Source organism: Serratia sp. HNCC26DJ244 (assembly GCF_057180565.1).
The window spans coordinates 1-5,559 of sequence record NZ_JBXUGO010000044.1 but is presented as its reverse complement, the minus strand read 5'-3'; the positions used below and the strand labels follow the sequence as shown (position 1 = coordinate 5,559).

Here is a 5,559-nt window from a genome sequence, read left to right as displayed (position 1 = left end):
TACTCTCGCCAGGGTGAATGTGGCCGATACCGGCAGCGATTTGAATATCACCACCACTGGGGCCTTTACCTTCAATAATGCGCTGACCGGGTTGGGGGATGTCAATGTCAACACCAACAACAGCGCGTTTAACTTTGGCAGTACGGTGGGCAGTGCGTTTGCCGGTACGGTGAATTTACAAAACACCCTGTTGACCCTCACAGGCGATAATACCTCGGCGTTAACGCTTGCCACCCTGGATCTGGGCACGGGCAGTAATGCGACAGTCGGCAGCAACGGGGTCACCACCACCGAATCTGTCGGCAATGTAAACCTGAATGGCGGCACCCTGACGTTTTATGGCGACCTGCCGGGGTTGCGTTCAGATGGCTTGATCAGTACCGATAATTTCATTGCCGCCGGTGGGGCGGTGAATATTCTGGGTAATGCAGCAATAGATAACACCCCCGGCAGTGGCTCACTGCTCAATCAAATGACCGGCAATAATGCCATGCAACTGGTGAGTGCCACCACGGCGACGGGGGCTGACCTGCTGACCTTGCAGATCAATGGTACTAACGTTGGGCAAAATACTTCAGACCAAATTGAACAGAATGGCGTGCATGTTGCCAACGGGATTTATGATTATGGCTTGAGCAACAGCGGGGAGAATGGCGCGGGCCTGTATATGGATTATACCCTTACCGCCCTGGAGTTGCTGGAAGATGGCAACGATGCGCTGGTGATAGCCACCGACGGTTTGCCTGGTTCCAACAACGACTTGCTGGTTAACGTGTTTGGCACCGGCGGTCTTGTACTGGACGGCACCTTGGCACCATTAACCCTTTCCAACAGCACCAACAGCTACAGCGGCAGCACCACCATCCGTGGGGGCAGCGTGTTGCTGGGGGCCAGTGGGGCGCTGGGGAGTACCTATTTACTGGCAGTCACCACCGGCAGTAGCTTTAACCTCAATAACTACAACCAACAGGTGGGAAGCACCACCAATGAAGGCACCGTGCTGTTAGGCAGCGGGGTGCTGACCAGTGGGCTATTCACCAACAATGGCATCATTAACCTGGGGGCTGGCACGCTAGCGCTGACTGCGGGCGGGACCTCCAGTGCGACCGGTGGCTTAACCGGCGCGGGTTTGTTACAGGTGCAAGCCGGTACCTTCACTGTCAGTGCCGCCAACAGTGGGCTGACCGCTGATACCGACATTGACAGCGGCGCGACGCTGGTACTGAACAATGCCGGGACCCTGGGCAGCAGTGAGGTGAACGTGGACGGTAACCTCAATTTCGCCCGTGATGGCAGCTTTGCCAACCAGCTCAGTGGTGCGGGGATCATCAATACCCTGGCGGATGTGCAACTCACCGGTGATAACAGCGCGTTTACCGGTGCTCAGGTGATTGGCGCAGACAGCCGGTTAACCGTCACTGACGCCAATAATCTGGGGGACGCCAGCGCCACCGTGGATTTGACCACCGACAGTTCGGTGCTGAATTTCAGTGGTGTGACGGAGGAGGTGGCTCATGCACTCACTGGGGTGGTTGATTCCACCGTCAGTATCAGCAATGGGGCCGATATGTCCCTATCTGCGGATAACAGCAATTTTTACGGTTTGTTTGATCTGGTGGGCGGCAGCACCCTGACGGTGACCCAGGGGCAACAACTGGGCAATGGCTTGGTGGCGATTGCCAGTGGCAGCAACTTGCTGTTTAGCGCTTATGCCAACGGAGCATTAAGTACCCTGGATAACGCGCTGAGCGGAGCGGGCACCTGGATGCTGGATGCCAGCCATATCAATCTGAGCAATAGCGATAATGCACAGGGCTTGAGTGGGGTTATAGATATCACCAATGGCGCCAGCCTGACCATTGACGGCAACACGGCGCTCAACAGTGCCGCCAGAGTGAATGTGGCCGATACCGGCAGTGACTTGAACATCACCACCACCGGGGCTTTTATCTTCAACAATGCGCTGACCGGGTTGGGGGATGTCAATGTTGATACTAACCAGACGGTATTTAATTTTGGTACCACGGTAGGCAATGCGTTTGCGGGTACGGTGAATTTACAAAATACCCTGTTTGATTTGTCCGGCACCAATACCACCAGCTTAATGCTTGCTACCCTGAACCTGGGCATCGGCAGTAACACCAACGTGGGTGATGGGGGGCAAACCCTCGGTGGTCTGGTGTTCAATGGCGGTGAATTAACTTACGCCAATATCACTGAAAATAACGGTGTGATCACCGCTGACGGCATCATTACGGCACAAACCATTGATACCACTGCCGGCGGCACCGTGAGTGTTAACCTACCACCGAGTTTATCCCCTAGCTTGGCGGGGTTGAATACGCTGGATCTGGATACCGGGGTGGCTATTGTGACGTTGGCGACGGGGGTTGCCATTGGCACCGGCAGTGAATTGACCCTGACCGATGGGAGCAATACCCCGATTACCGACATTTATCTGCAAGGCATTACCAATCCCAACGACACCACGGTGGCGGCGATGGGGAGTTTTGTTTATGGCTTGAGTACCGGGGTTGGGCAAGATGGTTTATATGTCAGTTATCTGTTGCAACAACTGGAACTGTTAACCACCGGCAGCCAGGCGCTGATGTTAGAAGGTAGCCTGGCGAATAATGGGACTCGACACAATGACCTTGGGGCCAAAATTACTGGCAGCGGGGATTTGGCTATCGACTCCCCCAATGATGGCACCATTATTACCTTGTCCAATGCGACCAATGACTACACCGGGGATACCCTGGTGCGCTCAGGGATTTTACAACTGGCGGCGGATTCGGCCTTGGGGCAGACCACCACCCTTGACCTGAGCAGTGGGGCGACGGTGGATTTAAATGGCCACACGCAAACAGTGCAAACTCTGGTCAATAGTGGGGTGCTGGATCTGGCGGGCGGTTCGTTACTGCTCGCCCAAGGGGGGAGCTCTAGTTCTACCGGGGGCTTGACCGGTGATGGTCTGTTGCAGGTACAAGGTGGCACCTTCACCGTCAGCGCCGCCAACAGTGGGTTAACCGCTGACACCGACATTGACAGCGGGGCGACGCTGGTGCTGAACAATGCCGGGACCCTGGGCAGCAGTGATGTGAACGTGGACGGTAACCTCAATTTCGCCCGCGATGGCAGTTTTGCCAACCCACTCAGTGGTGCGGGGACTATCAATACCCTGGCGGATGTGCAACTTACCGGAGATAACAGCCTGTTTACCGGTGCCCAGGTGATTGGGGCAGACAGCCGGTTAACCGTGACTGACGCCAATAATCTGGGGGCCGCCAGTGCCACCGTGGATTTGACCACCGACAGCTCGGTGCTGAACTTCAGTGGCTTGAGTGAGGATGTGGCCAATGCGCTCACCGGGGTGGCAGACTCCACGGTGACCCTCAGCAATGGGGCTGATATGTCCCTGTCTGCGGATAACAGCAATTTTTACGGCGTGTTTGATCTGGTGGGCAGCAGCACCCTGACGGTGACGCAGGCCCCACAATTGGGTAATGGTGTAGTTGCCATCGCCAGTGGCAGTAATCTGCTGTTTAGCGCCTATGCCAATGGGGCACTGAGTACCCTGGATAACGTGCTGAGCGGGGCGGGGACCTGGACGCTGGATGCCAGCCATATCAATCTGAGCAATAACAGTGATGCACAGGGCTTGAGTGGGGTGCTGGATATCACCAACGGCGCTAGCCTGACCATTGACGGCAACACGCTGCTCAATACTCTCGCCAGGGTGAATGTGGCGGATACCGGCAGTGATTTGAATATCACCACCACCGGGGCGTTTACCTTCAACAATGCGCTGACCGGGGTGGGGGATGTCAACGTTGATACTAACCAGACGGCCTTTAATTTTGGTACCCCGGTGGGCAGTGCGTTTGCCGGCAATGTCAATTTGCAAAATACCCTGTTTGATTTGTCCGGCAGCAATACCACGACCTTAACTGCCGCTACCCTGAACCTGGGTGCGGGCAGTAACACCAACGTGGGCGATGGGGTGCAAACCCTCGGTCATCTGGTGTTCAATGGCGGTGAGTTAACTTACGCCCATATCACTGAAAATAACGGTGTGATCACCGCTGATGGCATTATTGCGGCACAAACCATTGATACCACTGCCGGCGGTACCGTGAGTGTTAACCTGCCAAGCAACTTATCCCCCAGTTTGGCAGGGTTAAATACGCTGGATTTAGATACCGGGGTGGCTATCGCCACCTTGGCCATCGGTGTGGCCACCGGCACCGGCAGTGAATTGATCCTCACTGATGGGAGCTATACCCCGATTACCGGCATCTATCTTCAAGGGATTACCAATCCTGGTGATAGCCAAGTCGCGGCAATGGGAAGCTTCGAGTATGGCCTGAGTACTGGGGCGGATAGTAATGGTTTATATGTCAGTTATCTGCTGAAACAGCTGGAACTGTTAACCAGCGGCAGCCAGGCACTGATGTTACAGGGTACCCTGGCCAATAACGGCTCTCAACGCAATAATCTCGGGGCCAAAGTGACCGGCAGCGGGGATTTGGCTATCGACTCCCCCAACGATGGCACCATCATCACCGTGTCCAATGCGACCAATGACTACACCGGCGATACGTTGGTGCGCTCAGGGATCTTGCAACTGGCGGCGAATTCGGCCTTGGGGCAGACCACCACCCTTGACCTGAGCAGTGGGGCGACGGTGGATTTAAATGGCCACACGCAAACAGTGCAAACCCTGGTCAATAATGGGGTGCTGGACCTGGCGGGCGGTTCGTTACTGCTCGCCCTGGGCGGCAGCTCAAGCGCCACCGGGGGCTTGACCGGTGATGGTCTGTTGACGCTACAAGGGGGCACCTTCACCGTCAGCGCCGCCAACAGTGGCTTAACCGCTGACACCGACATTGACAGCGGCGCGACGCTGGTGCTGAACAATGCCGGGACCTTGGGCAGCAGTGAGGTGAATGTTGACGGTAACCTGAATTTCGCCCGCGATGGCAGCTTTGCCAACCCACTCAGTGGTGCCGGCACTATCAATACCCTGGCGGATGTGCAACTGACCGGTGATAACAGTGCGTTTAACGGTGCTCAGGTGATTGGTGCCGACAGCCGGTTAACCGTGACTGACGCCAATAATCTGGGGGCCGCCAGCGCCACCGTGGATTTGACCACTGACAGTTCGGTGCTGGATTTCAGTGGCGTGACGGAGGATGTGGCTAATGCACTCACTGGGGTGGTTGATTCTACCGTCAGTATCAGCAATGGGGCAGAGATGTCCCTGTCTGCGGATAACAACAATTTTTACGGTGTGTTTGATCTGGTGGACGGCAGCACCTTGACGGTGACGCAGGCCCCACAATTGGGTAATGGTGTAGTCGCCATCGCCAGTGGCAGTAACTTGCTGTTTAGTGCTTATGCCAACGGAGCATTAAGCACCCTGGATAACGCGCTGAGCGGGGCGGGCACCTGGACGCTGGATGCCAGCCATATCAATCTGAGCAATAGCGGTAATGCACAGGGCTTGAGTGGTGTGGTGGACCTGACTAATGGCTCCAGCCTGAATATTGACGGCAG

1 protein-coding gene is annotated in these 5,559 nt (G+C 55.8%); it reads left to right on the top strand.

Features of this window, described 5'->3' with window-relative positions; all coding sequences use genetic code 11:
* Positions 1–5,559, top strand: a 5,559-nt coding sequence (locus tag AC2A06_RS18375; RefSeq protein WP_484381237.1) for a beta strand repeat-containing protein, incomplete at both ends; no start/stop codon positions are given.